The sequence below is a fragment of the Tepidimonas ignava genome, assembly GCF_004342625.1.
Lineage (GTDB): Bacteria > Pseudomonadota > Gammaproteobacteria > Burkholderiales > Burkholderiaceae_C > Tepidimonas > Tepidimonas ignava.
In genome coordinates this window covers 1-21,724 of record NZ_SMAH01000011.1, presented here as the reverse complement: position 1 = coordinate 21,724, position 21,724 = coordinate 1, and the positions used below count along the sequence as shown (strand labels likewise).

Genomic DNA, 21,724 nt, shown 5'->3' with positions numbered 1-21,724 from the left:
CGCTCGCCAACGTCCGCGCGCCGCCGCCACCGGCGGCGGTGTCAGGTCAGCGACTTGAAGCGCACGCGCTTGGGCCGCGCGCCCTCCTCGCCCAAGCGACGCACCTTGTCGGCCTCGTACTCGGTGAAGTTGCCGTCGTAGAAGTACCACTGGCTGTCGCCCTCGTAGGCCAGGATGTGCGTGCAGATGCGGTCGAGGAACCAGCGGTCGTGGCTGATCACCAGCGCCGTGCCGGCGAACTCCAGCAGCGCCTCTTCCAACGCACGCAGGGTTTCGACGTCGAGGTCGTTGGAGGGCTCGTCCAGCAGCAGCACGTTGCCGCCTTTGGCCAGCGTCTTGGCCAGGTGCAGCCGGCCGCGCTCGCCGCCGGAGAGGTCGCCAACGCGCTTTTGCTGGTCGTTGCCCTTGAAGTTGAAGCGGCCCAAGTAGGCGCGGCTGGGCATGACGAACTTGCCCACGGTGATGTTGTCCAGACCGCCCGAGACCTCCTCCCACACGGTCTTGTTGGGGTCCAAGCAGTCGCGGCTTTGGTCCACGAAGGCCAGCTTGACCGTCTGGCCGATGATGATCTCGCCGCTGTCGGGGCGCTCCACGCCTTGGATCATGCGAAACAGCGTGGACTTGCCCGCGCCGTTGGGGCCGATGATGCCCACGATGGCGCCGGCGGGCACGTTGAACGACAGGTTGTCGATCAGCAGCCGGTTGCCGAACGCCTTGCTGACGTTGCGCAGCTCAATGACCTGCGAGCCCAGCCGCTCGGCCACGGGGATGAAGATCTCGTTGGTCTCGTTGCGCTTTTGGTATTCGTAGTCACTCAGCTCCTCGAAGCGCTGCAGGCGCGCCTTGCTCTTGGCTTGGCGGCCCTTGGCGTTGGCGCGCACCCACTTGAGCTCCTCCTTCATGGCCTTGCGGCGCGCGTCCTCGGCTTTTTGCTCCTGCTCCAGGCGGCGCTCCTTTTGCTCCAGCCACTGCGAGTAGTTGCCCTTGTACGGGATGCCCATGCCACGGTCCAATTCCAGGATCCACTCGGCGGCGTTGTCGAGGAAGTAGCGGTCGTGCGTGATGGCCACCACGGTGCCGGGAAAGCGCTGCAAAAACTGCTCCAGCCAGTGCACGCTTTCGGCGTCCAGGTGGTTGGTGGGCTCGTCCAGCAGCAGCATGTCGGGTTTGGACAGCAGCAACCGACACAGCGCCACGCGGCGCTTTTCGCCACCGGAGAGGTTGCGGATCACCGCATCCCACGGCGGCAGGTTGAGCGCGTCGGCGGCCAACTCCAGCTGCAGGTCGGTGTTTTCGCTGCCGGCGGCGGCGATGATCGCCTCCAGCTCGGCTTGTTCGGCCGCCAGCGCGTCAAAGTCCGCGTCGGGCTCGGCGTAGGCGGCGTACACCTCCTCCAGGCGCTTTTTGGCCGCCAGCGCGCCGCCGATGCCCTCTTCCACCGTCTCACGCACGGTCTTGTCGGGGTCCAACTGCGGCTCCTGCGGCAGGTAGCCAATCTTGATGCCCGGCATCGGGTAGGCCTCGCCCTCGAAGTCCTTGTCCACGCCGGCCATGATCTTGAGCAGCGTGGACTTGCCCGCGCCGTTGAGCCCCAACACGCCGATCTTGGCCCCAGGGAAGAAGCTCAACGAAATGTCCTTCAAGATCTGCCGCTTGGGCGGCACGGTCTTGGAGACACGGTTCATCGTGAACACATACTGGGCCATCGCAGGGTCACCTTCACAAAAACAACGGATACACGAAAAAAATGGCCCGGGCAGGCCCCGGGGTTGGCGCCAATTATCCCAGTTATGCGACAATCGCGTGCAGTCGGTTCGCATCAGTCACGGACCGGCGGGCAACAACGCCCTGGCGTTCGGGTGCCCCGTGCGCACGCTGCCAACACTGGCTTTGGTCAGCCGCCGTCCCCCGCCGCCTTGTTTTTCACTTCATCGACCCCCGACTGAACCGCGCCAACCGCACGCATTGGACGTGCCGGTCGTCCTCACTGCCGAGGCTGCGACCACACCGCGGTCAAGGTTCGATGCCGCGCGCCCCGGCATGGGCGCTCGCACTGGTATGACATTCGAAGAACTTCAACTGCTGCCGGCCTTGGTCGAGGCCGTGCGCGAGCAGGGCTACACCGAGCCCACCCCGATCCAGGCCGAGGCCATCCCCGCCGTGCTGGCCGGCCACGATGTGCTGGCCGGCGCCCAAACCGGCACCGGCAAAACCGCCGCCTTCACGCTGCCGTTGCTGCAGCGCCTGGCCACCCAGGGCGAACCACCCAAACGTGGCCAGTTTCGCCCGGTGCGCGCGCTCATCCTGACCCCCACGCGCGAGCTGGCGGCCCAAATCGGCGAGTCAATCAAGGCCTACGGCAAGCACCTCAAGCTGCGCAGCGTCGTCGTCTTTGGCGGCGTCGGCCTCAACCCCCAAATCGAAAAGTTGGCCAAGGGCACCGACATCCTCGTGGCCACCCCTGGGCGGCTGCTGGACCTGGTGGACCAGGGGCACCTGGACCTGTCCAAGGTCGAGATCCTGGTGCTGGACGAGGCCGACCGCATGCTGGACATGGGCTTCATCCACGACGTGCGCAAGGTGCTGGCGCTGCTGCCCCAGCACAAGCAAAGCCTGCTGTTTTCGGCCACGTTCAGCGATGAGATCAAGGCGCTGGCGCAAGGGCTGCTGCGCGACCCCAAGCTGATTCAGGTCACGCCCGCCAACACCACCGCGCAGCGCGTGCGTCAGGTCATCTACCCCGTGGGCCGCGACCGAAAGATGGCGCTGCTCAAGCACCTGCTGGACACCCACGGCTGGAACCAGGTGCTGGTGTTCACGCGCACCAAGTTCGGGGCCAACCGCGTGGCGCAGTTCCTCAACGAGCAGGGCATCAGCGCCATGGCGCTGCACGGCAACAAGAGCCAGACCGCGCGCACGCAGGCGCTCGAGGGCTTTAAGGCCGGTCAGTTGCGCGTGCTGGTGGCCACCGACATCGCCGCGCGCGGCATCGACATCGAAGAGCTGCCGCACGTCATCAACTACGACATCCCCAACGTGCCGGAGGACTACGTGCACCGCATCGGCCGCACGGGCCGCGCCGGCTCCACCGGCGAGGCGCTCAGCTTCGTCAGCCTCGACGAGGAAGGCTGGATGATGGCCATCGAGCAGTTCATCGGCCAACCCATCGAGGTGCAAGCGCTGCCCGAATTCATGCCCCCGCCGGATGAGAAGGCCGAGCCGATCGCGATGGGCCGCCAGGTGCTGTGGGGCGGCGCGGGCAAGCCGCCCAGCCGTGAGGTCATGGCCGCTGCCGCCAAGGCGGCGCGGCGCGAGCTGCAAGAGCGCCTGCGCGCCCGTCGTGCCGGCGGGCCGGGCCCCGCCGCGACCAGCGACGACGACACGCCAACCGACACGCCGCCCGCCAGCGGCGGCTCCGAGGCGTCCGGCGACAGCGACGCGCAGCGCGTGCGCATCGACCCCGAGGGGCGGCGCAACCGCAACCGGCGCCGCCGCAACAAAAACAAGGGCGGTGGCGCACCGGCGCAGGGCGCGGCGGGCCAGCCGCAGCGCCCCAATGCGGCCGCGCCGTCCCAGGCCAAACCGCGCAAGCCCAACACGCCGCCGCCCGCGCGCCAGCCCGACCCCTTGCGCACCGGCATCGATGCGCTGGGCGAGCGCGGCGGGCGCCGCAAGAACAACCGGCCCAAGGGGGGCGGCGGCATCGACCCGCTGCGCACCAGCTTTGGCCGCATCCGCTGACCACGGCGTAAGGACGAGACGACGATGCGTATCCTGCACACGATGCTGCGGGTGGGCAACCTGCAGCGCTCGATCGACTTTTACACCCGGGTGTTGGGCATGCAGTTGCTGCGCACCTCGGACAACCCGGAGTACAAGTATTCGCTGGCGTTTTTGGGCTACGACGGCGGCAACCCCGGGCAAGCCGAAATCGAGCTGACCTACAACTGGGGTGTGGAGTCGTACGAGATGGGCACCGCGTACGGCCACATCGCCATTGGGGTGCCGGACGTGTACGCGGCGTGCGAGCGCATCCGCGCCGCAGGCGGCACCATCACGCGCGAGCCCGGTCCGGTCAAAGGCGGCACGACCGTGATCGCCTTCGTCACCGACCCCGACGGCTACAAGATCGAGCTGATTCAGCGCAGCTTCGACGCGCCGGGCGCGGGCCTGCGCTAACAACCCGCGCCGCGGGCGGTGGGCACCGGGCGGCTTACAGCCGCTCGGCCCCGCCCAGGTACGGGCGCAGCGCTGTCGGCACCGTGATGGTGCCGTCGGCGTTTTGGTGGTTTTCCAGCACCGCCACGAGCGCACGCCCCACCGCCAAGCCAGAACCGTTGAGGGTGTGCACCAGCTCCGTCTTGCCCTGCTCGTTGCGCATGCGCGCCTGCAGCCGCCGTGCCTGGAAGTCGCCGCAGTTGCTCACCGAGCTGATCTCGCGGTAGCGCCCTTGCGCGGGCAGCCACACCTCCAGATCGTGCGTGCGCGCCGCGCCAAAACCCATGTCGCCCGTGCACAGCAACACCACGCGGTACGGCAGCTCCAGCTTTTGCAGAATCGCCTCGGCGTGCGCGGTCATTTCCTCCAACGCCGCATGGCTGTGCTGCGGGTGCACGATCTGCACCATCTCCACCTTGTCGAACTGGTGCTGGCGGATCAGGCCCCGGGTGTCGCGCCCGGCCGCGCCGGCTTCGGAACGAAAGCACGGCGTGTGCGCGGTCAGTTTGATGGGCAGCTCGGCCTGCGGCACGATGGTGTCGCGCACGAAGTTGGTCAGCGTCACCTCGCTGGTGGGAATCAGGTACATCGGCGGCTCGTCGCCCTGCGCGCCGCCCTTGTGGGCTGCGAACAAATCGGCTTCGAACTTGGGCAACTGGCCCGTGCCGCGCAGGGTCTCGGCGTTGACGATGTAGGGCGTGTAGCACTCGGTGTAGCCGTGCTCGGTGGTTTGCACGTCCAGCATGAACTGCGCCAGCGCCCGGTGCAGACGGGCGATGGGGCCGCGCAGCACCGCAAAGCGCGCGCCGCTGAGTTTGGCCGCCGTCTCGAAGTCCAGCCCCAGGCGCTCGCCCAACGCCACGTGGTCGCGCGGCTCGAACGGCAACGGCGCCGGATCCGCCCCCAGGCCGCCGGTGGGGCTCCAGCGGCGCAGCTCGACGTTGGTGCTCTCATCCGGCCCCACCGGCACCTCGGGCAGGGGCAGGTTGGGCACCGCCAGCAGCAGCGTGTGCAGCTCGCTTTGGATTTGCTCCAGCCGCGCCGCAGCGGCCTCCAACTCGGCCTTGATGCCCGCCACCTCGGCCATCACGGCCTCGGCCGCGGTGTGATCCCCCTTGCCTTTGAGCTGACCGATCTGCTTGGACAAGGCGTTGCGGCGAGCCTGCAGCGTTTCGGTGCGCACCTGCAGGTTCTTGCGCTCGGCTTCCAGCGCGCGAAAGGCCGCCACGTTCAAAAAGGGTTGCGGGGATTGTCGGGTCTCGAGCCGCGCGACCACCGTGTCGAGATCGCGGCGCAACAGGTTGATGTCCAGCATGATGGCGCGATTGTAGGCGCGGGCCCGGCACCTTCGGCCGCCGCGCAGGCCGGCGGCGCACCTCAGGCGCGCGCCAACGCCACCACCGGCACCGCCACGCGGCACTCGCGCTGCAGCAGCGTCAACAGCACCACGGCGCGCTGCTCGCCATCGGGCATTTGGTACACCGCCTCCAGCCCGGCAAACGGGCCGCGCGTGATGCGCACGATCTGCCCTGGCGTGAACAACGGCTGCGGCTGCGCCGTCAACTGCGCCACCTGCTGGCGCAGTTGCTCCACCAGCGCGTCGGGCACGCGCGCGGGCTGGTGACCAAACGTCACCAAGCGCGTCACCCCCAGGGTGGAGCGGATCGGCCCCCACGAGCGCCCCTGCAGGCTGTCGTCGAGCTGGATGAACAGGTAGCGTGCAAACAGCGGCTCCGTCACCACCGTGCGGCGGGCGCCGCGCACGCGTTCTGCGGTTAGGGTCGGCAAAAAACACGGGTAGCCCTGCCGTTGCAGGTTCTCAAGCGCCCGCTGTTCCTGCCGCGGCTTGGTGTGCACCAGATACCACTGCTGCATCGCCGCCCTCCCTGGCTGGAACGGTTCAAACGTTGAACAGGAAATTCATCACGTCGCCATCGTGCACGACGTAGTCTTTGCCTTCGGCGCGCATGCGCCCGGCCTCTTTGGCCCCTTGCTCACCGCCGTAGCGGATGAAATCGTCGAACGCGATGGTCTGGGCGCGGATGAAGCCGCGCTCGAAGTCGCTGTGGATGACCCCGGCGGCCTGCGGCGCCGTGGCGCCCTTGCGGATGGTCCAGGCGCGCACCTCCTTTTCGCCGGCGGTGAAGTAGGTGTGCAGCCCCAACAGCTCGTACGCGGCGCGGATCAGGCGGTTGAGGCCCGGCTCGGCCAAACCCAGCTCGCGCAAAAATTCGGCCCGGTCGGCCTCGTCCATGTCGGCCAGCTCGGCTTCGAGCTTGGCGCAGATGGTCACCACCGGCGCGCCTTGGCTGGCGGCGTACTCGCGCAACCGGCGCAGGTGCGGGTTGTCGTCGCCCATGCCGTCTTCGGCCACGTTGCCCACGAACATCGCCGGCTTGGCCGTGATCAGGCACAGCGGCTTGAGCAGCGCGCGCTCCTCGTCGGTCAGTTCCAGCACACGCACCGGCCGGCCCTCATCCAGCACCGCGCGCACCTTGCTCAGCAGCGCCACCATCTTGGCGGCTTCCTTGTCGTTGCCGCTCTTGGCGGCTTTTTGATAGCGCTGCAACGCCTTGTCCACCGTGCCCAGGTCGGCCAAGCACAGCTCGGTCTGGATCACCTCGATGTCGGCGATCGGGTCGACCCGGCCCGCCACGTGCACGATGTTGGGGTCGTCGAAGCAGCGCACCACGTTGATGATGGCGTCGGTTTCGCGGATGTGGGCCAGGAACTGGTTGCCCAGCCCCTCGCCCTGACTGGCGCCGGCCACCAGCCCGGCGATGTCAACGAATTCGACGATGGCCGGCACCACGCGCTGCGGCTTGACGATGGCCGCCAACTGCTGCAGCCGCGCGTCGGGCACCTCCACCACGCCCACGTTGGGCTCAATGGTGCAAAAAGGGTAGTTCTCGGCCGCGATGCCGGCCTTGGTCAGGGCGTTGAAAAGCGTGGACTTGCCCACGTTGGGCAGGCCCACGATGCCGCACTTGAGGCTCATGTCGATCGATCCCCTGCTCGCCAAAAGCCAACGATGCTACCACGTGGCCTGTGTGCTGCCCCAGCCGCCCATGCCCTCGTGCAGCATCTGGCCAGCGCCACCGCGCACGATGGCGTTCATGCCAAAGGTGATCGCCCCCTTGAGCCGCTCATCGGCCCGGTAGGTGCGCAGCACCGGGCTGACCCGATCGTCGCGCACACCCTGCTGGGGGTCGACGTCCGGGATGGTGCAGCGCGCGCACGGCTTGACCAGCTCCAGCTGCACCGTTGGGGCGTCGGGCGGCGCACCGTCGGCCTTCAGCGTCAGCGCCCGCAAACCGTCCTCGGCGTGCGGGCCCACACCGCCCAGCACCAGGTTGGGGCGCAGCCGGCGCGCATCCACCGGCGGCTGCCCCAGCGCCTGCAGGCGGGCGTTGAGGCCGTCCAGCGCCGCGCGGCTGAGCACCAGCAGCGCGTAGCCGTCGCTGAAGGTGGTCGGGGCTTCGACGCCACCCGTCCACGCCAGCGGCGACAGACGCCGCACCTCGGGGTCGAAGCGCACCAACCGCAGCGGTCCCATCCCCGGCGGACAATCGGGCCCCAAAAAGTCGGTGAACCACTGCGCCGCCACGTCGCCCATGTCGTAGGCGGGCAGCTCGTCGTCCCACACCCGCACGCGGCACGGCGCCTCGGCCGCTTCCAGCGCCAGATGCAGCGTCAACATGCCCGGCGCGCGCAGCTCCAACTGCCCCATGCGCAGCCGTGGCTGGATCAGCGCCATGCGCGGCAACTCCCGCTGCGACACGAACTCGCCGCGCGCGTCCACCACCATCCAGGTGCGGTCCCACTCCAGCCCTTCGGGCAGCAGCTCCACGCTGTGCAGCCGTATCCCGGCGCACGACTTGACGGGGTAAATCCAGATCTCCTCCAGCGTCAACGGCAGTGGCTCGGACGTCGTCATGACCACGATTGTGCCCCGAACACCGGGCCGCGCCTACACCGTCGGGCGTAGAATGGGCGTCAGCACACACCCCCCTCTCGAGACCGCCATGGGCGCACGCGACGACATCAGCTGGGACGACTTGAAGCGCATGATCGCTGAGCTTGCCCAGCAAAGCAAGGAAACCGACCGTCGGATGCAAGAAACGGACCGTCGGTTGCAGGAGACCGACCGACTCATCCGCGAGCTGCGCGAGTCGGGGCGGGAGACTGAGCGTCGGATGCAAGAGACCGACCGTCGGCTGCAGGAAACCGACCGCCGCATCGACCAGCGGCTCAAGCAGTTGGAGCGCCAGCTCGGGCAGTTGGGCAACCGCCTGGGGATGTTTGTGCAGGACATGGTCATGCCCGCCGTGGTGCGGCTGTTTCAGCAGCAGGGCATCCCCGTGCACCGGGTCTACCCCAACGCGGTGGCCCGGGACGACAGCGGCCAGGCGGTGATGGAAATCGACCTCTTGGTCATCAACGGTGAGCACGCCATCGCGGTGGAGTGCAAAAGCCGCCTGAGCAGCGATGATGTGGACGAGCACATCGAGCGGCTGCAGCGCTTCAGGGCGTGCTTCACCGAACACGCCGACAAGGTGCTGCACGGGGCGGTGGCGGCCATGGGCGCGCCGGACGAGGTCGTGCGCTACGCCGAGCGGCAGGGGCTGTACGTGCTGGTGCAGGCCGACGACGACGTGGTGGTGCGCAACCAGCCCGGCTTTGAGCCCAAGGCGTGGTGACGCGCGCAACGTGCAAGCCCAGGCGTGACCATCCCCACCCACCCCGGCATCGCCCCATGAACACCCATTTCGACGTCGCCATCCTGGGCGGCGGCATCGTTGGCCGCACGCTGGCGCTGCTGTTGGCGCGCGAGCGGCTGCGCGTGGCGTTGGTGGAGCGCCCCGCCCGCCCCGACGCCGCGCCCGACATACGGGCGTACGCGCTCAACGCCGCCTCGCGGGCGCTGCTGCACAGCGTGCGGGCGTGGCCCGACGACGAGCGGCTGGCCACCCCGGTGCGCACCATGTGGGTGGCCGACGCCGATCCGGCCGCCGACAGAGGGGCGGCGCCCGAGCATGCCGCGCTGCGCTTCGACGCCACGCAGCCCGACGAGGCGCTTGGCTGGATCGTCGATGTGCCGGCGCTGGAGCAGCGGCTGCACCAGGCGCTGCACTACCAACATGGCGTGCAGCGCCTCGACGCCACCACCGACCCCCGCCCGCGCGCGGCGCTGACCATCGTGTGCGAAGGGCGCCACAGCGCCACCCGGGCGGCCGAGGGCATCGCCTACGACACCGTCCCCTACCCCCACACCGCCATCGCCGCACGGCTGCGCTGCGAACGCCCCCACGGCACGGTGGCGCGGCAGTGGTTTCGCGGCGACGAGATCCTGGCCCTGTTGCCGCTGGACGGCACCGAAGGCCAGCAAGTGGCGATGGTGTGGTCGGTGCCGCACGCGCGCGCGGCGCACCTGCTGGCGCTGAGCGCCGACGCGCTGGCGCAGGCGGTGCAACAGGCGTGCGCGCACGCGCTGGGCACGATGACGCTGGTCGGCCAGCCCGCCGGCTGGCCGCTGCAGCGCTCACTGGCGCGCCCTTGGGTGCGCCCCGGTCTGGCGCTGGCAGGCGACGCCGCCCATGCCATGCATCCGCTGGCAGGTCAGGGGCTCAACGTGGGGTTGGGCGACGTCGCGGAACTGGCCCGCGTGCTGCGCGAACGCGAGTACTGGCGTCCGCTGGGCGACCTGCGCCTGCTGCGCCGCTATGAGCGCGCGCGCGCCGCGCCCGTGGCCGCGATGCTGGCCACCACCGACACGCTGCACGGCCTCTTTGCCCGCCCGGACGCTGGCGCCGCTGCGCTGCGCCGTTGGGGTATGCGGGCCGTGGACCGGCTGGAACCCCTCAAGCGTTGGCTGATCCAACAAGCCGCGGGGCAGCCGTTGGCGGGCTAACATGCCGTGCCTGCGCCCCCGTGCCCATCCACCTTTGAAACACGACACGTTCATGCCACCTTTCGCCACCGCCTGGCGCGCCGCTGCGTTGGTCACTACCCTGGGGCTGGCGATGCACGCCGCCTGGGCCAACGAAGCCGTCATCCGCAAAAACCTGGCCGAGCGGCTGCCCAGCCTACCCCGCATCGACGAAGTGCGCCCCACACCCATGCCGGGACTGTTCGAGGTGCGGCTGGGCACCGACATCCTCTACACCGACGCCAAGGGCGACTTTCTCATCCAGGGCATGCTCATCGACACCAAGGCGCGCGTCAACCTGACGGAGGAACGCCTCGACAAGCTGACCGCCATCGCCTTCGACGCCCTGCCGCTCAAAGACGCCTTCACCACCGTGCGGGGCAATGGACAGCGCAAGTTGGCCGTGTTTGCCGACCCCAACTGCGGCTTTTGCAAACGCTTCGAGCGTGACTTGGCCAAGCTCGACAACGTGACCGTGTACACCTTCCTGTACCCGGTGCTGGGCAAAGACTCCGAAGCGAAGGCGCGCGCCATTTGGTGCGCGGCCGACCGCAGCAAGGTCTGGAACGACTGGATGCAGCGTGGCGTGACCCCACCCGAGCCCAAGTCCAGCGCCAGTTGCGACACCTCGGCGCTGGAGCGCAACCTTGCCTTCGGTCAGAAGTACCGCATCAGCGGCACCCCCACCACGATCCTGGCCAACGGGCAACGCATCCCCGGCGCCATTGGGCTCGACCGCCTCGAACCCCTGCTGGCCCAGGCCGGCGCCGCGGGCCAATGAGCGCGCCGGTGCACTACCGCGTCGAGGCGGCCGACCTGCACGCCCACCTGTGGCGCGTCACCCTCACGGTCGAGCGCCCGGCGCCACGCCAACGCGTCAGCCTGCCGGTGTGGATCCCGGGCAGCTACCTGGTGCGCGAATTCGCCCAGCACCTGCAGCGGCTGCAGGCCGAAGCCGACGGCGTGCCCGTGCCCGTGCGCGCGCTCAACAAAAACACCTGGGAAGTCGCCTGCGGCACGGCCCACACGGTGGTGCTGCGCTACGAGGTGTACGCCTTCGACACCTCGGTGCGCACCGCGTGGCTGGACAGCACGCGCGGCTTTTTCAACCCCACAAGCCTGTGCCTGCGCGTGCACGGGCGCGAACAAGGGCCGCACGCGCTCACGCTGGTGGCCAACGACGCCACCCGGCACTGGCGCGTGGCCACGGCCCTGCCGCGCGCCGACGCCCCGCGCACGCGCCGCCGCGGCTGGCGCTGGCCCGACGATGCGGGCATGGGCACGTACCTGGCGGCCGATTACGACGAACTGGCCGACCACCCGTTCGAGCTCGGCACCTTTTGGTGCGGCGACTTCGACGTGCGTGGCGTGCCGCACCGCTTCGTCGTCAGCGGGGCGCCGGCGGGCTTCGATGGCGCGCGGCTGCTGACCGACACCGCCCGCCTCTGCGAAGCCGCCATGGCCCTGTGGCACGGCCCGCACGGTCGGCCCCCCTTCGACCGTTACCTGTTCATGCTGCACGCCACGCGCGACGGCTATGGTGGGCTGGAACACCGCCACAGCACGGCGCTGGTGTGTGCGCGCACCGACCTGCCGCTGGCGCCGCTGCCCGGCACACATGCGCCCGACGACGCCCCCGTGCCGCTCAAGGCGGGCGATGGCTACACAACGCTGCTGGGCCTCATCAGCCACGAATATTTCCACACCTGGAACGTCAAGCGGCTGCGCCCACGCGAATTCGCCCGCTACGACTACGACCGCGAAAACCACACCGAACTGCTGTGGTTCTTCGAGGGCTTCACCAGCTACTACGACGACCTGCTGGTGCTGCGCGCCGGGCTCATCGACCAGGCCACGCACCTGGAGCTGCTGGCGCGCACCATCAACCAGGTGCTGAGCACCCCGGGACGGCTCGTGCAAACGGTGGCCCAGGCCAGCTTTGACGCCTGGACCAAGTACTACCGCGTGCAGGAAAACACCCCCAACGCCACCGTCAGCTACTACACCAAGGGGGCGTTGGTGGCGTTGTGCCTGGACCTGACGCTGCGTGCCGAGGGCCACACCACGCTGGACGACGTGATGCGCGCGCTGTGGCAGCGCTGCGGCGGCGGCCCGATGCGCGAGGCCGACCTGCGCGCCGTGCTGCGGCGCCTGGCGCGGCGCAGCTTCGACGCCGAACTCGACGCCTGGGTGCACAGCACCGCCGAGCTGCCCCTGCAGCCGTTGCTGCAGCGCCACGGCATCCGTTGGGTCGAAGAGCCCGCCCCGTTGGCGCAGCGTCTGGGCGTGCGGGTGGACGAATCGGGCGGCGCGCTGCGCCTGCGCAACGTGCTGCGCGGCAGCGCGGCCGAAGCGGCCGGCCTGGCGGCTGGCGACGAATGGCTGGCTGTGCAACGCAGCCAGCACGTGTGGCGCGTGCACAGGCTGGATGACGTCGCCCTGCACGCGCGCGGCTTGGGCACGGATGAGCCGTTGCTGGCCTGGGTGGCGCGCGACGGGCGCGTGCTGCGCTGCGCGCTGCACTGGCCCGCGCCGGCGCACACCGTCAAGCTGCTGCCGCCGGCCTGACGCGGCGGCCGCCCACGCTCACTGCCCGCGAAACTGCGGCGCGCGCTTTTCCAAAAACGCCGTCACGCCCTCGGCGTAGTCGTGCGTGCGGCCCAGCGCCGTTTGCAGCTCGCGCTCGGCGTCCAGCTGCGCCTCGAACGAGCGCTGCAGCGCCCCACGCAACAGGTGCCGCGTGGCCACCAGCGCACGCGTGGGCATGGCGGCCAGGCGCTCGGCCAGCGCCAGCGCCGCGGCCAGCGGGTCGTCGGCCACGTCCCAAATCAGGCCCCACGCCTTGGCCTGGTCGGCCCCCAGCTTGTCGCCCAGCATCGCCATGCCCATCGCGCGCGCCAGCCCCAGCCGCTCCACCGTCAGCCAACTGCCGCCCGCGTCCGGAATCAGCCCAATCTTGCTGAACGCCTGCACAAAACTGGCCGTCGGGGCCGCAATCGCCAGGTCGCACGTCAACGCCAACGACACGCCGGCCCCGGCCGCCACCCCGTTGACCGCCGCCACCGTGGGCACGCGCAGGTTCATCAGCGCCTTGGCCGTGGGGTTGAAGCCCTCGTCCAACACCGGCCCGGGGCTGATGCGCTGCAGCCGGTCCGGCCCCGGCGAAAAATCCAGCACCGACAAATCCAACCCCGCGCAAAACCCACGCCCCGCCCCGGTCAGCACCAGCGCGCGCACCGACGCGTCGCGCTCCACCTCGGCCAACGCCTGCTGCAACGCGCGGTGCATGCTGAGCGTGAAGCTGTTGAGCGCCTGCGGGCGGTTGAGCGTCACCAACGCCACCGCGCCCCGACGCTCGAACAGGATTTCATCGCTTGCGGGGGTGAACGTGTTCATCGCATGGGTCTCCTCGGAAAAATCGTCCAACGTGGGGCGCCCGCGGGCACCGTAACCGAATCGTAACCGCCCCGCGGCCGGCAGCCGCAGCGTATATAGTCACGGCGTCAACCCTGCCCCGGGAGGACTTGCATGAGCGAGACGACCTACACCACCCTGCTGACCCGCACCGATGGCCCGGTGGGCATCATCCAGCTCAACCGCCCCAAGCAGCTCAACGCGCTCAACGACACGCTGATGGACGAGCTCGGCGCTGCGCTGCGCGCCTTCGACGCCGACGACGCCATCGCCTGCATCGTGCTCACCGGCAGCGACAAGGCCTTTGCCGCCGGCGCCGACATCGCCGCCATGGCGCAGTACACCTTCGCCGACGTGTACCGCACCGAATACATCACCCGCAACTGGGAGGCGCTGCGCCACGTGCGCAAGCCCGTCATCGCGGCCGTGGCGGGTTACGCCCTGGGCGGCGGCTGCGAAGTGGCCATGATGTGCGACATCATCATCGCCGCCGACAGCGCCAAGTTCGGCCAGCCCGAAGTCAAAATCGGCGTCATCCCCGGCGCGGGCGGCACGCAGCGTCTGCCACGCGCGGTGGGCAAGGCCAAAGCCATGGACCTGGTGCTGACGGGCCGCATGATGGACGCCGCCGAAGCCGAGCGCGCCGGCTTGGTCAGCCGCGTCGTGCCCGCGGACAAGCTGATGGACGAAGCGCTGGCCACCGCACGGGCCATCGCCGCCCTGCCCCGCCTGGCCGTGCTGGCGGCCAAAGAAGCCCTCAACCGCGCCTTCGAAGCCCCGCTGTCGGAGGGCCTGCAGTTTGAGCGGCGCATGTTCCACGCCATGTTCGCCACCGCCGACCAAAAAGAAGGTATGGCCGCGTTCCTCGAAAAGCGCGCCCCACAGTTCCAGGGGCGCTGAGGCGGGCGCCACACCGGTTTTTGGTATACTGCAGGCTTCAACGGCGGCGCTTTAGCTCAGTCGGTTAGAGCGACGGAATCATAATCCGCAGGTCCGGGGTTCGAGTCCCTGAAGCGCCACCATCCAACATCAAGCCCGCCGCCTTGGCGGGTTTTGTTTTTTGGCTTGCGCCATGGCTCCCGCGTTGATCGCCGTCTTCACGACCCTGCCCGACGAGGCCGGCGCCCACAAGCTGGCCGAGGCCTTGGTGCGGGAGGGCTTGGCGGCGTGCGTGCAACTGCACGCCATCCGCAGCGTCTACACCTGGCAGGGTGCGTTGCAGCGCGACGCCGAGTGGCGCCTGCTGGCCAAGTGCCGCGCCGAGGCGTGGCCGCAGGTGCGCGACTTCATCGCGGCGCACCACCCCTACGAACTGCCGGCCATCTGGTCCACCCCGATCGAAGCCAGCGCCGCCTACGCCGAGTGGGTGGCGGCGTCCACCCAGCCCCGCGGCGCATGACCGCCCCCACGGGCCAACGGCGCTGGACGCATACACCCCCTTGAAAACCCGCTGAACAGGCCTTATGATTAGCACTCGCAACCGGTGAGTGCTAACAACAAGGTCCCAGACCCGGGCAGCACAGCGCTCACCGCGTGGGGGTTGTCCCCGCTTCCTTTTTTATCTCGTCCGAAACGACAGGAGATCTCATGAAGCTTCGTCCTCTCGCTGATCGCGTGATCGTCAAGCGTCTGGAAAACGAAACCAAGACCGCCTCGGGCATCGTGATCCCGGACAACGCGGCCGAGAAGCCTGACCAAGGCGAAGTGATCGCCGTCGGCCCCGGCAAGACCAACGACAAGGGCGAGACCAAGCCGCTGAGCGTCAAGGTCGGCGACCGCGTGCTGTTTGGCAAGTACAGCGGCCAAACCGTCAAGGTCGACGGCGAAGAGCTGCTGGTCATGAAGGAAGACGACCTGTTCGCCGTGATCGAGAAGTGATCGCGCGTCAGCAGCGTCCCATCCCATCCGTAACCGATTCAACCGATTCCACGAGGAGCTGACAACATGGCAGCGAAAGACGTCGTTTTTGGTGCTGACGCCCGTGCCCGCATGGTCGAAGGCGTCAACATCCTGGCCAACGCGGTCAAAGTGACCCTGGGCCCCAAGGGCCGCAACGTGGTGCTGGAGCGCAGCTTCGGCGCCCCCACCGTCACCAAGGACGGTGTGTCCGTGGCCAAGGAAATCGAGCTCAAAGACAAGCTGATGAACATGGGCGCCCAGATGGTCAAGGAAGTGGCGTCCAAGACCAGCGACAACGCCGGTGACGGCACCACCACCGCCACCGTGCTGGCCCAGGCCATCGTGCGCGAAGGCATGAAGTACGTGGCCGCTGGCATGAACCCGATGGACCTCAAGCGCGGCATCGACAAGGCCGTCGAGGCGCTGGTGGCCGAGCTCAAGAAGATCAGCAAGCCCACCACGACCAGCAAGGAAATCGCGCAAGTGGGCGCCATCTCGGCCAACAGCGACGAGTCGATCGGCCAAATCATCGCCGACGCGATGGACAAGGTGGGCAAGGAAGGCGTCATCACCGTCGAAGACGGCAAGAGCCTGCAAAACGAGCTGGATGTCGTCGAGGGCATGCAGTTCGACCGCGGCTACCTGTCGCCGTACTTCATCAACAACCCCGACAAGCAGGTGTGCGTGCTGGAAAACCCGTACGTCCTGCTGCACGATAAGAAGATCAGCAACATCCGTGACCTGCTGCCGGCGCTGGAGCAAGTGGCCAAGGCCGGCCGCCCGCTGCTGATCATCGCCGAAGACGTTGAAGGTGAAGCGCTGGCCACGCTGGTGGTCAACACCATCCGCGGCATCCTGAAGGTGTGCGCCGTCAAGGCCCCGGGCTTTGGCGACCGTCGCAAGGCCATGCTGGAAGACATCGCTATCCTGACCGGCGGCAAGGTCATCGCCGAAGAAGTGGGCCTGACGCTGGAGAAGGTGACGCTGGCCGACCTGGGTCAAGCCAAGCGCGTCGAAGTGGCCAAGGAAAACACCACCATCATCGACGGCGCCGGCAAGGCCGAGGACATCGAAGCGCGCGTCAAGCAAATCCGCGTGCAGATCGAAGAGGCCACCAGCGACTACGACCGTGAGAAGCTGCAAGAGCGCGTGGCCAAGCTGGCCGGCGGCGTGGCGGTGATCAAGGTTGGCGCCGCCACCGAAGTCGAAATGAAGGAGAAGAAGGCCCGCGTCGAAGACGCGCTGCACGCCACCCGTGCTGCGGTCGAAGAAGGCATCGTGCCCGGCGGTGGCGTGGCGCTGCTGCGTGCCCGTCAGGCGGTGGGCAGCCTCAAGGGCGCCAACCCCGACCAAGACGCTGGCATCCAGCTGGTCATGAAGGCGGTCGAAGCGCCGCTGCGCGAAATCGTGGCCAACGCCGGTGGCGAGCCCTCGGTCGTGATCAACAAGGTGCTCGAAGGCAAGGGCAACTTCGGCTTCAACGCCGCCAACGACACCTATGGCGACATGATCGAAATGGGCATCCTGGACCCGACCAAGGTGACCCGCACCGCGCTGCAAAACGCGGCGTCGGTGGCTGGCCTGATGCTGACCACCGAGTGCATGGTGGCCGAGGCGCCCAAGGCCGAGGCCAAGCCCGCCGCCGGTGGTGGCATGGGCGGCATGGACATGGACATGTGATCGGCCAACGGCCCAACACCTGGTCCATGACAGCCAAAACCCGCCGCAAGGCGGGTTTTTTGTTGGCGGCCGCGGGGGGCCGTCAGGCAGACGCTGCCGCGCGCTGGCGCATCAGCTCGATGCAGCGCTGCAGGTGGTGGTCTTCGTCGCCCAGCTCGTGGTCGATCATGACCAGCCGCTTGGCGTAGTGCGCCAGCGGCAGCTCCCACGTCATGCCCATGCCACCATGGAGCTGGATGGCTTCCTCGGCCAGGTGGGTGCCATGGCGCCCAACACTGGCCTTGGCCGCTGCACAGGCCCACGCGCGCTGGATCGGATCGTCACCGTCCCACGCCGCGGCGGCGTTGATGACGGCCGAGCGGGTCTGCTCCAGCCCCATCCACAAGTCCACCATGCGGTGCTGCAGGGCCTGAAAGCTGCCAATCGGGCGACCGAATTGCTGGCGGGTCTGCAGGTATTGCCGGGTGTGCTCGAACGCCACCTCCATCGCCCCCAGCGCTTCGGCGCTGAGCGCCAAGGCACCCGCATCCAGCACCGCGTCCAACACCTCCGCGCCCCGTGCCGGCCCGACGACGAGCGCGTGCGCGTCCAGCTGCACGGTGCGCAACACCAGCTCGGCGGCGCGGCCACCGTCGATGCGGCGGTAGTCGCGCCGTTGCACACCGGGCGCACTGCGCGGCACCCAGAACAGCGCAATGCCGTCGCGCTCGTGCACACCACCCCCGACGCGCGCACTGACCAGCCACCCTTGGGCTTGGGCACCAAAGGGCACGACGGCCTTGTGCCCATCCAGCACCCAGCCTGCGGGGTCGTGCTGCGCCACCGTGGCCACGCTCCAGCGTGCGTGGTGGGCGTCGGGTTCGGCGTGCGCCAGCGCCACCACCGCGCCTTCGTGCATGCGCTGCCAGTGGCCCTGCCACCGCTCAGGCTCATCGGCACGCGCCAGCGCTTGCCCCACCAACAGCGCCCCCAGCAAGGGCTCTTGCACCAGCGCCCGCCCGGCTTGTTCGAACACGGTCATGATGTCAAAGCCGCCGCCACCCAGCCCGCCGGCGGCCTCGGGCAACAACGCCGCCACCGCGCCCAGCTCCACCAGCCCTTGCCACACATCGGGGTCGTAGCCCAGCGCGCTGGCCGCGGCCGCGTGACGGCGTTCGATGGGGTAGCGCTGCGCCAGGTAGCGGCCCAGCGTCTCGGCCAGCATGCGCTGGTCGTCGGTCAGGTTGAAGTCCATGGCTGCGCCCTCCAGTGCGTCACAAGCCCAGCACCGTCTTGGCGACGATGTTTCGCTGGATCTCGTTGGAGCCACCAAAAATCGACAGCTTGCGGTGGTTGAAGTACTGCACGGCGGCGCTGGCCGCGCCGGCCGGCCCCACCGCTTGGTCCATCCCTTCCAGCGTCAGCGCCTCCTCGATCCAGGGCAACGCGTACGGCCCCATGGCGCGGCGCGTCAGGCTCAAAATCTCCTGCCGAATCTGGGTGCCCAGAATCTTGAGCAGCGAGCTCTGCGGCCCCGGCGCGCCGCCGCCCGCCACGCTGGCCAGCACGCGCAGGTTGGTGGTCTTGAGGTTTTCCAGCTCGATCTCGATGCGCGCCAGCCGCGCCGCAAACAGCGGGTCGTCGATCAGCGGCCGCCCACCGTACTGCACGCGCTGGGCCATCACCTTGAGCCGCTCCAGCCCCGCCACCGAAAACCCCACGCCCGCGATGTTGGTGCGCTCGTAGGTGAGCAGGTATTTGGCGATGGTCCAACCCTGGTTTTCCTGGCCAACCAGCCGGTCGGCCGGCACGCGCACGTCGTTGAGGAAGACCTCGTTGACCTCGTGCTCGCCGTCCAACGTGATGATCGGCCGCACCTCGACGCCGGGGCTGTCCAGGTCGATCAGCAAAAAGCTGATACCCTCCTGCGGCTTGGCGGTGCGGTCGGTGCGCACCAACGCGAACATGCGGTTGGCGTAGTGCCCCAGTGTCGTCCACGTTTTTTGCCCGTTGACGATGTAGTGGTCGCCATGGCGCACGGCGCTGGTGCGCAGCGAGGCCAGGTCCGACCCCGCGCCGGGCTCCGAGTAACCCTGACACCACCAATCGCTGCCGTCCAGGATGCGCGGCAGCCAATGGCGCTTTTGCGCCTCAGTGCCGTACTTGATCAGCACCGGCCCCAGCATGTTGACGCCAAACGGCACGATGCGTGGCGCGCCGGCCAGCGCACATTCGTTTTCAAAGATGAAGCGCTGCACCGGCCCCCAGCCCGGACCACCCCACTCGCGTGGCCAGTGGCTGGCCAACCAGCCGCGCGCGGCCAGGATGGCGTGCCACCGCGCCATGTCGTCGCGCGACAGGCGCAAACCCTCGCGTACCTTGGTGGCCAGCGCCGGCGGCAGGTGCTCACGCAAAAAGGCGCGCACCTCATCACGGAAGGCCAACTCCTCGGCGGAAAACCGCAAGTCCATCGTGCGTCCTCCTGTGGGCGTGCACCGTGGTTGCCGCACGCCCAACACCCCATTGTCGCCGCCCACACGGCCAGGTCCATGCGGACATTGTCCAGCGCGTGACGCACGCCCCACGCACAGCCGCCCGACGGCCGCGACGGGCGCCGTAAGCTATAATGCGCGCCACGCCGATCCCCGATAGCTCAGTCGGTAGAGCGCCGGACTGTTAATCCGTAGGTCCCTGGTTCGAGCCCAGGTCGGGGAGCCAAGCTATGAAAGCCTGCAGCCCACTTTCTCGGTGGGCTTTTTGTTTTTCTAGGGCCGAGCGGCCCGGGGGTCGATGCCAACGCGCCGCCGGGCACGCGTCCTATCCGCTCGTGTGCGTGCGCTGATACATCCTCAAGCATGCGCTCAAACCGACCAGGTGCATGCGCAGCATCACCTCCTTGGCAAGGGGCAGCCGCCCTGCCATGGCGCTATGGGTTGACACACAGCAGCCCATCACAGCGCCCAGGCGCGCCCACGGCACCACCAGGTCCCGCTCTCCCGGGCACCATTGCCCGCGCGTGCCCCTGATCGAGCGCCCCAATCCAGCCACGACCAGGCTCAGCGACCTCATGACGATTCACAGTGTCCCCGATTGAGGACGTTGTTCAGACCTATCCGAGGCCTACTCGCCCCTAAAGTCCTGATCCCCTCGATATCGGGGAAGTGTTTCGGGCGCGCGGAATAAACCAGTCAATAAGAAAGGTTGGTCTTAATCCCCTCGATATCGGGGAAGTGTTTCGGACGACGCCATGACGCGGATACAAAACTACCTGCTCAAGTTCATGACCGAGCTTGGCGTAGCGTCTATCCGCAACAGCGCAGACACCCACTACATTTTGCGTTGCAACAGCACGACCGTGGCGGACAGGTATGCGTTCCTGGGCTGGGTTCAGCGCCCTGGTGAGTGGTCTATACTGAAGCGCCGGGCCAACAAGACGGTTGTTCAGGCGTGGCGTAATGAGCATAATGACTTACCCCCGGGCATCAGCTGGCGCGAAGAGCGCGTCGTCAACATCAAAAGGAGCTAAACGTGACGTACAAAGACAAAATGCTGCGTGAGTTATCGGTCCGCCGTCAGGCGCTTGTGCGCAAGATACTGCGCAAAGAGTTCACGGACTTCTTCGTCACCATGACATCATCGACGGAGCGGTGGCCGACCATCGACGACCAAGAGCTTGTTGAGGCTCTGGCCGATTCCCTCATTGAAATGGGTCGTCAGCGCGGTTTGGGCGCCGCGCTGTTGCAGACCTTCGTGCACGAGCTGCAAGATCGTGTGAACCAATCCATCAAGTGAAAACCCGAAGAACCAACATGAGCATGACCGTTGTTCCGTTCGAGTCCAGCGACAACCTGCCGGCGTACCTGGCCAACGCCAAAGAACCGATTGACATCAACAAAGAAGTCGCGTCTTAATCCTCACGATATTGCGGAAGCGTTTCGGGCGGACAAATCCCACGCCGTGGGAAATGTCCACCGGTCTTAATCCCCTCGATATCGAGGAGGTGTTTCGGACACATGCCCCCAGACGGGGTATTACGAGTGGGTCTTAATCCCATCGATAGCGGGGAAGTGTTTCGGACGACGAGCACAACAACTTCCCTACGCCAAACCGCTGTCTTAATCCCCTCGATATCGTGGAAGTGTTTCGGACGGACAAATCCCACGCCTTGGGCAATGTCCACCGGCCTTAATCCCCTCAATATCGGGGAAGTGTTTCGGGCCCCGGGCGTGTACACCCTGCACCCCTCGGCCATGTCTTAATCCCCTCGATATCGGGGAAGTGTTTCGGACGTTCTTGCAGCGCGTGGCGGCGATACCTGAGCGGTCTTAATCCCCTCGATATCGGGGAAGTGTTTCGGACGCCCAGCCTAAGGGCACCAGCCCGTACCAGCCCAGTCTTAATCCCCTCGATATCGGGGAAGTGTTTCGGGCCCGCCACAGCGGGCACATTGAATCAGTTCGAGAGTCTTAATCCCCTCGATATCGGGGAAGTGTTTCGGGCCAAGTAGCTAGTCGCCCCTGAAATATTCATAACAGCATGATTTTTCTTGTGTTATTGTCTGTTTGCGAGTACAATTTCCCCCAGATTTGATGGTCTGATGCGCCG

Annotated in this window: 20 protein-coding genes and 2 tRNA genes; 14 read left to right on the top strand and 8 right to left on the bottom strand. The window is 67.6% G+C overall.

Annotation, left to right across the window (positions count from 1 at the left end; genetic code table 11):
* Positions 1 to 41: 41 nt before the first annotated feature.
* The gene (ettA, locus tag EDC36_RS09150) at positions 42 to 1,706 is read right to left on the bottom strand and encodes an energy-dependent translational throttle protein EttA (protein WP_132962957.1); all 1,665 of its coding nucleotides are present in this window, start codon (positions 1,704 to 1,706) and stop codon (positions 42 to 44) included.
* A 352-nt stretch (positions 1,707 to 2,058) separates the two neighbouring features.
* Between ettA and EDC36_RS09145 the strand changes: the two genes are divergently transcribed.
* Both EDC36_RS09145 and gloA read left to right on the top strand, forming a co-directional pair.
* Positions 2,059 to 3,741, top strand: a complete 1,683-nt coding sequence (locus EDC36_RS09145) for a DEAD/DEAH box helicase (protein ID WP_132962956.1) — start codon at positions 2,059 to 2,061, stop codon at positions 3,739 to 3,741.
* 24 nt (positions 3,742 to 3,765) lie between these two features.
* Entirely contained in the window at positions 3,766 to 4,179 is a 414-nt protein-coding gene (gene gloA / locus EDC36_RS09140) for a lactoylglutathione lyase (RefSeq protein WP_132962955.1), read from the top strand.
* 34 nt (positions 4,180 to 4,213) lie between these two features.
* Here the strand turns inward: gloA and serS are convergent, their stop codons facing one another.
* From serS to EDC36_RS09120, 4 genes are all read right to left on the bottom strand, one after another.
* Positions 4,214 to 5,533 carry a serine--tRNA ligase gene (gene serS, locus EDC36_RS09135; RefSeq protein ID WP_132962954.1) on the bottom strand — a complete coding sequence of 440 codons (1,320 nt, stop codon included), beginning with the start codon at positions 5,531 to 5,533 and terminating at the stop codon, positions 4,214 to 4,216.
* A gap of 62 nt (positions 5,534 to 5,595) precedes the next feature.
* A complete protein-coding gene (rfaH, locus tag EDC36_RS09130; RefSeq protein ID WP_132962953.1) occupies positions 5,596 to 6,093 on the bottom strand; it encodes a transcription/translation regulatory transformer protein RfaH in 498 nt (165 codons plus the stop codon).
* Positions 6,094 to 6,118: 25 nt separating this feature from the next.
* Entirely contained in the window at positions 6,119 to 7,216 is a 1,098-nt protein-coding gene (gene ychF / locus EDC36_RS09125; RefSeq protein ID WP_132962952.1) for a redox-regulated ATPase YchF, read from the bottom strand.
* Between the two features lie 36 nt (positions 7,217 to 7,252).
* Positions 7,253 to 8,155: an MOSC domain-containing protein gene (locus EDC36_RS09120; RefSeq protein ID WP_132962951.1), complete on the bottom strand. Its 903-nt coding sequence runs from the start codon at positions 8,153 to 8,155 to the stop codon at positions 7,253 to 7,255.
* An 88-nt stretch (positions 8,156 to 8,243) separates the two neighbouring features.
* On the opposite strand from EDC36_RS09120, the gene EDC36_RS09115 reads away from it, so the two are divergent.
* The 4 genes from EDC36_RS09115 to EDC36_RS09100 are packed head-to-tail and all read left to right on the top strand — an operon-like array spanning position 8,244 to position 12,715.
* On the top strand, positions 8,244 to 8,918 hold the full coding sequence (locus EDC36_RS09115) for a hypothetical protein (protein WP_207895069.1): 675 nt from the start codon (positions 8,244 to 8,246) through the stop codon (positions 8,916 to 8,918).
* A gap of 56 nt (positions 8,919 to 8,974) precedes the next feature.
* Positions 8,975 to 10,129 carry an FAD-dependent monooxygenase gene (locus EDC36_RS09110; protein WP_132962950.1) on the top strand — a complete coding sequence of 385 codons (1,155 nt, stop codon included), beginning with the start codon at positions 8,975 to 8,977 and terminating at the stop codon, positions 10,127 to 10,129.
* Positions 10,130 to 10,181: 52 nt separating this feature from the next.
* Positions 10,182 to 10,928: a DsbC family protein gene (locus EDC36_RS09105; RefSeq protein WP_132962949.1), complete on the top strand. Its 747-nt coding sequence runs from the start codon at positions 10,182 to 10,184 to the stop codon at positions 10,926 to 10,928.
* Positions 10,925 to 12,715 carry a M61 family metallopeptidase gene (locus EDC36_RS09100; protein WP_132962948.1) on the top strand — a complete coding sequence of 597 codons (1,791 nt, stop codon included), beginning with the start codon at positions 10,925 to 10,927 and terminating at the stop codon, positions 12,713 to 12,715. The genes EDC36_RS09105 and EDC36_RS09100 overlap by 4 nt, the downstream gene beginning before the upstream one ends.
* A gap of 18 nt (positions 12,716 to 12,733) precedes the next feature.
* Here EDC36_RS09100 and EDC36_RS09095 read toward each other — a convergent pair whose 3' ends face one another.
* Positions 12,734 to 13,543 carry an enoyl-CoA hydratase-related protein gene (locus tag EDC36_RS09095; RefSeq protein ID WP_132962947.1) on the bottom strand — a complete coding sequence of 270 codons (810 nt, stop codon included), beginning with the start codon at positions 13,541 to 13,543 and terminating at the stop codon, positions 12,734 to 12,736.
* A 132-nt stretch (positions 13,544 to 13,675) separates the two neighbouring features.
* On the opposite strand from EDC36_RS09095, the gene EDC36_RS09090 reads away from it, so the two are divergent.
* From EDC36_RS09090 to groL, 5 genes are all read left to right on the top strand, one after another.
* Positions 13,676 to 14,461, top strand: coding sequence for an enoyl-CoA hydratase (locus EDC36_RS09090; RefSeq protein WP_132962946.1), 786 nt, complete (start codon positions 13,676 to 13,678; stop codon positions 14,459 to 14,461).
* 45 nt (positions 14,462 to 14,506) lie between these two features.
* Positions 14,507 to 14,583: transfer RNA gene (locus tag EDC36_RS09085), tRNA-Met, on the top strand.
* A gap of 50 nt (positions 14,584 to 14,633) precedes the next feature.
* A complete protein-coding gene (gene cutA / locus EDC36_RS09080) occupies positions 14,634 to 14,960 on the top strand; it encodes a divalent-cation tolerance protein CutA (RefSeq protein ID WP_132962945.1) in 327 nt (108 codons plus the stop codon).
* Between the two features lie 188 nt (positions 14,961 to 15,148).
* On the top strand, positions 15,149 to 15,439 hold the full coding sequence (gene groES / locus EDC36_RS09075; protein WP_132962944.1) for a co-chaperone GroES: 291 nt from the start codon (positions 15,149 to 15,151) through the stop codon (positions 15,437 to 15,439).
* Positions 15,440 to 15,505: 66 nt separating this feature from the next.
* The gene (groL, locus tag EDC36_RS09070) at positions 15,506 to 17,140 is read left to right on the top strand and encodes a chaperonin GroEL (protein ID WP_132962943.1); all 1,635 of its coding nucleotides are present in this window, start codon (positions 15,506 to 15,508) and stop codon (positions 17,138 to 17,140) included.
* Between the two features lie 82 nt (positions 17,141 to 17,222).
* On the opposite strand, the gene EDC36_RS09065 is transcribed toward groL, so the two are convergent.
* Both EDC36_RS09065 and EDC36_RS09060 read right to left on the bottom strand, forming a co-directional pair.
* The gene (locus tag EDC36_RS09065; RefSeq protein ID WP_132962942.1) at positions 17,223 to 18,374 is read right to left on the bottom strand and encodes an acyl-CoA dehydrogenase family protein; all 1,152 of its coding nucleotides are present in this window, start codon (positions 18,372 to 18,374) and stop codon (positions 17,223 to 17,225) included.
* A 19-nt stretch (positions 18,375 to 18,393) separates the two neighbouring features.
* Positions 18,394 to 19,590, bottom strand: coding sequence for an acyl-CoA dehydrogenase family protein (locus EDC36_RS09060; RefSeq protein WP_132962941.1), 1,197 nt, complete (start codon positions 19,588 to 19,590; stop codon positions 18,394 to 18,396).
* Between the two features lie 171 nt (positions 19,591 to 19,761).
* Here EDC36_RS09060 and EDC36_RS09055 point away from each other — a divergent pair.
* From EDC36_RS09055 to EDC36_RS09045, 3 genes are all read left to right on the top strand, one after another.
* Positions 19,762 to 19,837 (top strand) — tRNA-Asn (locus EDC36_RS09055).
* A gap of 529 nt (positions 19,838 to 20,366) precedes the next feature.
* On the top strand, positions 20,367 to 20,645 hold the full coding sequence (locus EDC36_RS09050; protein ID WP_132962940.1) for a hypothetical protein: 279 nt from the start codon (positions 20,367 to 20,369) through the stop codon (positions 20,643 to 20,645).
* Positions 20,646 to 20,647: 2 nt separating this feature from the next.
* Complete coding sequence (locus tag EDC36_RS09045) at positions 20,648 to 20,911, top strand: hypothetical protein (protein WP_132962939.1); 264 nt, start codon at positions 20,648 to 20,650, stop codon at positions 20,909 to 20,911.
* The last annotated feature ends 813 nt before the right edge of the window (positions 20,912 to 21,724 follow it).

Excerpts from the sequence above, each read along its gene's own strand:
- ettA (WP_132962957.1), bottom strand. The coding sequence starts at position 1,706 with ATGGCCCAGTATGTGTTCACGATGAACCGTGTCTCCAAGACCGTGCCG.
- EDC36_RS09145 (WP_132962956.1), top strand. The coding sequence starts at position 2,059 with ATGACATTCGAAGAACTTCAACTGCTGCCGGCCTTGGTCGAGGCCGTG.
- gloA (WP_132962955.1), top strand. The coding sequence starts at position 3,766 with ATGCGTATCCTGCACACGATGCTGCGGGTGGGCAACCTGCAGCGCTCG.
- serS (WP_132962954.1), bottom strand. The coding sequence starts at position 5,533 with ATGCTGGACATCAACCTGTTGCGCCGCGATCTCGACACGGTGGTCGCG.
- rfaH (WP_132962953.1), bottom strand. The coding sequence starts at position 6,093 with ATGCAGCAGTGGTATCTGGTGCACACCAAGCCGCGGCAGGAACAGCGG.
- ychF (WP_132962952.1), bottom strand. The coding sequence starts at position 7,216 with ATGAGCCTCAAGTGCGGCATCGTGGGCCTGCCCAACGTGGGCAAGTCC.
- EDC36_RS09120 (WP_132962951.1), bottom strand. The coding sequence starts at position 8,155 with ATGACGACGTCCGAGCCACTGCCGTTGACGCTGGAGGAGATCTGGATT.
- EDC36_RS09115 (WP_207895069.1), top strand. The coding sequence starts at position 8,244 with ATGGGCGCACGCGACGACATCAGCTGGGACGACTTGAAGCGCATGATC.
- EDC36_RS09110 (WP_132962950.1), top strand. The coding sequence starts at position 8,975 with ATGAACACCCATTTCGACGTCGCCATCCTGGGCGGCGGCATCGTTGGC.
- EDC36_RS09105 (WP_132962949.1), top strand. The coding sequence starts at position 10,182 with ATGCCACCTTTCGCCACCGCCTGGCGCGCCGCTGCGTTGGTCACTACC.
- EDC36_RS09100 (WP_132962948.1), top strand. The coding sequence starts at position 10,925 with ATGAGCGCGCCGGTGCACTACCGCGTCGAGGCGGCCGACCTGCACGCC.
- EDC36_RS09095 (WP_132962947.1), bottom strand. The coding sequence starts at position 13,543 with ATGAACACGTTCACCCCCGCAAGCGATGAAATCCTGTTCGAGCGTCGG.
- EDC36_RS09090 (WP_132962946.1), top strand. The coding sequence starts at position 13,676 with ATGAGCGAGACGACCTACACCACCCTGCTGACCCGCACCGATGGCCCG.
- cutA (WP_132962945.1), top strand. The coding sequence starts at position 14,634 with ATGGCTCCCGCGTTGATCGCCGTCTTCACGACCCTGCCCGACGAGGCC.
- groES (WP_132962944.1), top strand. The coding sequence starts at position 15,149 with ATGAAGCTTCGTCCTCTCGCTGATCGCGTGATCGTCAAGCGTCTGGAA.
- groL (WP_132962943.1), top strand. The coding sequence starts at position 15,506 with ATGGCAGCGAAAGACGTCGTTTTTGGTGCTGACGCCCGTGCCCGCATG.
- EDC36_RS09065 (WP_132962942.1), bottom strand. The coding sequence starts at position 18,374 with ATGGACTTCAACCTGACCGACGACCAGCGCATGCTGGCCGAGACGCTG.
- EDC36_RS09060 (WP_132962941.1), bottom strand. The coding sequence starts at position 19,590 with ATGGACTTGCGGTTTTCCGCCGAGGAGTTGGCCTTCCGTGATGAGGTG.
- EDC36_RS09050 (WP_132962940.1), top strand. The coding sequence starts at position 20,367 with ATGACGCGGATACAAAACTACCTGCTCAAGTTCATGACCGAGCTTGGC.